7 protein-coding genes are annotated in these 3916 nt (G+C 43.3%); all 7 read right to left on the minus strand.

Annotation, left to right across the window (positions count from 1 at the left end):
- On the minus strand, positions 1-296 hold a 296-nt coding region (rpsK, locus tag ACO4PX_RS09135; RefSeq protein ID WP_485572352.1), incomplete at its 3' end, for a 30S ribosomal protein S11.
- Positions 297-374: 78 nt separating this feature from the next.
- The gene (gene rpsM / locus ACO4PX_RS09140) at positions 375-743 is read right to left on the minus strand and encodes a 30S ribosomal protein S13 (protein ID WP_007157656.1); all 369 of its coding nucleotides are present in this window, start codon (positions 741-743) and stop codon (positions 375-377) included.
- A gap of 20 nt (positions 744-763) precedes the next feature.
- Positions 764-877 (minus strand): 50S ribosomal protein L36, encoded by a 114-nt coding sequence (rpmJ, locus tag ACO4PX_RS09145; RefSeq protein ID WP_003022746.1) that lies wholly within the window; start codon positions 875-877, stop codon positions 764-766.
- An 85-nt stretch (positions 878-962) separates the two neighbouring features.
- A complete protein-coding gene (infA, locus tag ACO4PX_RS09150; protein ID WP_007157657.1) occupies positions 963-1181 on the minus strand; it encodes a translation initiation factor IF-1 in 219 nt (72 codons plus the stop codon).
- A gap of 7 nt (positions 1182-1188) precedes the next feature.
- The gene (gene map / locus ACO4PX_RS09155) at positions 1189-1944 is read right to left on the minus strand and encodes a type I methionyl aminopeptidase (protein WP_007157658.1); all 756 of its coding nucleotides are present in this window, start codon (positions 1942-1944) and stop codon (positions 1189-1191) included.
- Complete coding sequence (locus tag ACO4PX_RS09160) at positions 1937-2602, minus strand: adenylate kinase (protein WP_183683840.1); 666 nt, start codon at positions 2600-2602, stop codon at positions 1937-1939. Before ACO4PX_RS09160 ends, map begins: the two co-directional genes overlap by 8 nt.
- Positions 2603-2668: 66 nt before the next feature.
- On the minus strand, positions 2669-3916 hold a 1248-nt coding region (secY, locus tag ACO4PX_RS09165), incomplete at its 5' end, for a preprotein translocase subunit SecY (protein ID WP_485522052.1).

Consider the following 3916-nt stretch of genomic DNA (forward strand, 5'->3'; position numbering starts at 1 on the left):
ATTGCTGCTTCTCTTCCGGATCCCGGTCCTTTAACCATTACATCCACATACTTTAAGCCGTGTACCAAAGCTGCCTTTACAGCAGTCTCAGCAGCCATCTGCGCTGCATATGGAGTAGATTTTCTTGAACCTCTAAATCCCAGACCGCCGGCACTTGCCCAAGAAAGAGCATTTCCCTGTGCATCTGTCAAAGTAACGATTGTGTTATTGAAAGATGATTGGATATGTGCCTGTCCGCGTTCAACGTTTTTCTTTACGCGCTTTTTTGTCACTCTCTTACCAGTTGACTTAGCCATAGTTAAACTAACCTACTTTCCTTTTTCATTTCTTCCTGTAATTAAAACATGAAGATCCTCTTAGTTACTTTTTAGACCTTACTTCTTCTTGTTAGCAACGGTCTTTCTTGGTCCCTTACGGGTTCTTGCATTGGTCTTAGTCTTCTGACCTCTTACGGGAAGTCCCTTTCTGTGACGGATTCCTCTGTAGCAACCAATTTCCTGCAAACGCTTGATGTTTAAAGCGATCTCTCTACGAAGGTCACCTTCTACCATCTGGTGCTCTGCAATATAGGTCGCCAGAGTCTTTACCTCATCGTCAGTTAAATCCTTTACTCTTGTGTCCGGATTCACGCCGGTTTCTGCAAGGATCTTGTCTGCTGAGGGTCTTCCGATTCCGTAGATGTAAGTCAAACCGATTTCGATTCGCTTCTCTCTAGGTAAATCTACACCTGCAATACGAGCCATCTTTGATTTCCTCCTGTTAATTAACCTTGTCTCTGCTTATGCTTAGGGTTTTCACAGATAATTCTGATGGAGCCCTTTCGCTTGATTACTTTGCATTTTTCGCAGATAGGTTTTACTGATGATCTTACTTTCATAAGTAAAATTCCCCTTTCCTTTACGAATTTGAACAGAGTTGCCGTATCATTCTAGCAAAACAGTCTTGAAATGTAAAGCGAAACCCTACTTATCTCTCCAGATAATTCTTCCCTTTGATAAGTCATAGGGAGAAAGCTCAATAGTCACCTTATCTCCCGGTAAAATACGAATGTAGTTCATTCTTAATTTTCCGGAAATATGAGCCAATACCTGATGCCCGTTTTCCAGTTCAACCTGAAACATGGCATTTGGTAACTTCTCGATTACCTTACCTGTAATTTCGATTACATCTGATTTCGACATACTCAATTCATCCTTTCGATAGACTTAGGATTTCCGGTCCGTTGTCTGTGATTAAAATTGTATTTTCATAATGTGCCGTAAGCTTACCGTCCAAGGGAACCACCGTCCAATCATTGGATAAAACCCTGACCGCAGGATTTCCTTCCGTAATCATGGGCTCTATGGCCAGAGTCATCCCTGCCTGTAGCTTCGGGCCTTTCTTCTTCATACGATAGTTGGGTACTTCCGGATCCATGTGTACCTGATGGCCGATGCCGTGTCCCACATACTGGGTAACTACGCCGTAGCCATGAGCTTCAACATAATCTCCGATACTTCCGCAAATATCATTTAGATGATTTCCGGGAACCGCATTTTCGATTCCTCGGAAAAAGGATTCTTTACAAGTTTCCACCAGTCTTTTTGCATTGGGAGCGATTTCTCCCACCGCCCAAGTTCTTGCGGCATCGCTGTGATAGCCCTTGTAATTTACTCCGATATCGAAGGAAACGATGTCTCCCTCTTTTAAAATCCTTGTCTTCTCCGGTATTCCGTGAATCAACTCCTCATTCACGGATACGCAACAAGCTGCCGGAAAGTCATAGAGATGAAGAAAGCTGGGAGTACATTTTGCTTTTCGGATGAGCTCCTCTGCGTACTTATCCAGTTCGTAGGTGCTCTTTCCCGGGGCTACCGCCTCTCCTACTTTCTCATGTACTTCTGCAAGAACCTTGCCTGCTTCCCGCATCAGTTCAATTTCTCTTTTGGACTTAATCTCAATCATGGATTTTCCTTTCCACTTGGCTCAAGATTTCCTTTACCCTTGCAAATACCGTTTCTAAATCTTTTGTTCCGTCAATCTCTTCCAGAATTCCCTCTTTCTTATAGAAGGAAATCAATGGTTCGGTACTCTGATGATAAACCTTCAAACGATTTTTCACCGTATTCTCTTCATCATCTTTTCTCTGCACAAGATGCTCACCGCAGTTGTCGCAAACCCCCTCTTTTTTCGGCTTTAAGGTTTCCAAATGGAAAATCGCGCCACAATGGGGACAGGTTCTACGGCCGGCCATTCTGTGAATAATCACATCATCCGGTACTTCAACGTCCAATGCAAGATCAATCTTTTCTCCTTTTGGAGCCAGAGCATTTTCTAAAGCTTCAGCCTGAGGAATGGTTCTGGGGAATCCGTCCAGGATATAGCCCTTCTCACAATCCTTTTCTTCCAAACGGTTCAGAAGCATCGCAATGGTGATTTCATCGGGAACCAGCTCCCCATGATCCATATATGTCTTTGCTTTTAAACCAAGCTCTGTTTCCCCTTTAAGATTAGCCCGGAAAATATCTCCGGTGGAAATATGGGGTAAACCGTAAACCTTAGAAATACGACTTGCCTGGCTTCCTTTTCCCGCACCAGGCGCTCCTAACATGATAATCTTCAATATGGGCCTCTTTCATGATGGGATAAACCACTATGAGCCTCCTTAGTAAACTAAGGAGGCTATAGATTAGTTGTCTAAAAATCCTTTGTAGTTTCTAATTACCATTTGAGAATCGATGGCCTTCAAGGTTTCCAAAACAACACCTACGATGATGATTAAGGAAGTTCCGGAGAAGGAAATTCTGCTGACGTTAAATACGCCTGAAATGATAATGGGAACTAATGCAATAATAGCCAGTCCGGTGGCTCCGATAAAGATGATATATCGAAGAATACCTTCCAGATAATCACTGGTCGGCTTTCCCGGTCTGATTCCGGGAATAAAACCACCCTGCTTCTTCATATTGTTTGCTACTTCCAAGGGATTAAAGGAAATAGAAGTATAGAAGTAAGCAAAGAAATACAGTAGGGCAATGTAGAGAACTAAACCTAAGGAATAAATCGGAGCATTGGGGTTTGCCCAAGAACCGGAATTTAATCCCATGATAATTTGTCCTACAATAGAGCTTTGATCCACCCTTATAATCTGTCCGATAACTACCGGCATGGTCATTAAGGAGGAAGCAAAGATTACCGGCATAACGCTTGCCGTATTCACCTTTAAAGGAATCTGAGACTGCTGTCCGCCAACAAGTCCTCTTCCCTGTACTCTTCTACTATACTGCACCGGGATTCTTCTTTCTGCATCCTGCAGAACTACGGTAAACGCCACCATACAGAAGATTGCCGCAGCAATGATAATAGCCGCTACAACCATCTTCGCAGTGTTATTTCCCATAATAAATCTCTCATAAAGTGTGAGAAAATCCTGTGGAACCGAGGATAAGATATTGAACAAAAGAACCAGAGAAATACCATTTCCCACTCCCTTGTCCGTAATTCTTTCTCCAATCCACATCAGAAGTGCAGATCCGGCTGTCATTGCTACTACGCAAATCACTACGCCGGCAATCTTACGAAAGACTGAACCCTCTGCATATCCAATCAGAAGTCCGGAACCGCCAAATCCTACTGCCATAGCTGTAGACTCTAAAAGTGCTAAACCGATGGTCACGTATCTGGTGTATTCTGTCAGCTTCTTTCTTCCCTCTTCTCCATCCTTCTGCATTTCTTCCAGGGCGGGAATCGCCACGGTTAAAAGCTGGATAATAATGGAGGAAGTGATATAGGGGGTAATGGATAATGCAAAAATACTGAGCTGCTCGAAGGATCCTCCGGTCATGGTATTAAACCAACCGAAAGCATCGTTTCCGGCCATGCTCTTAAATAAATCTCCAAAATATCCCGGATTTACACCCGGGATAGGAAGATTTGA

The organism is Oribacterium sp., assembly GCF_057249185.1.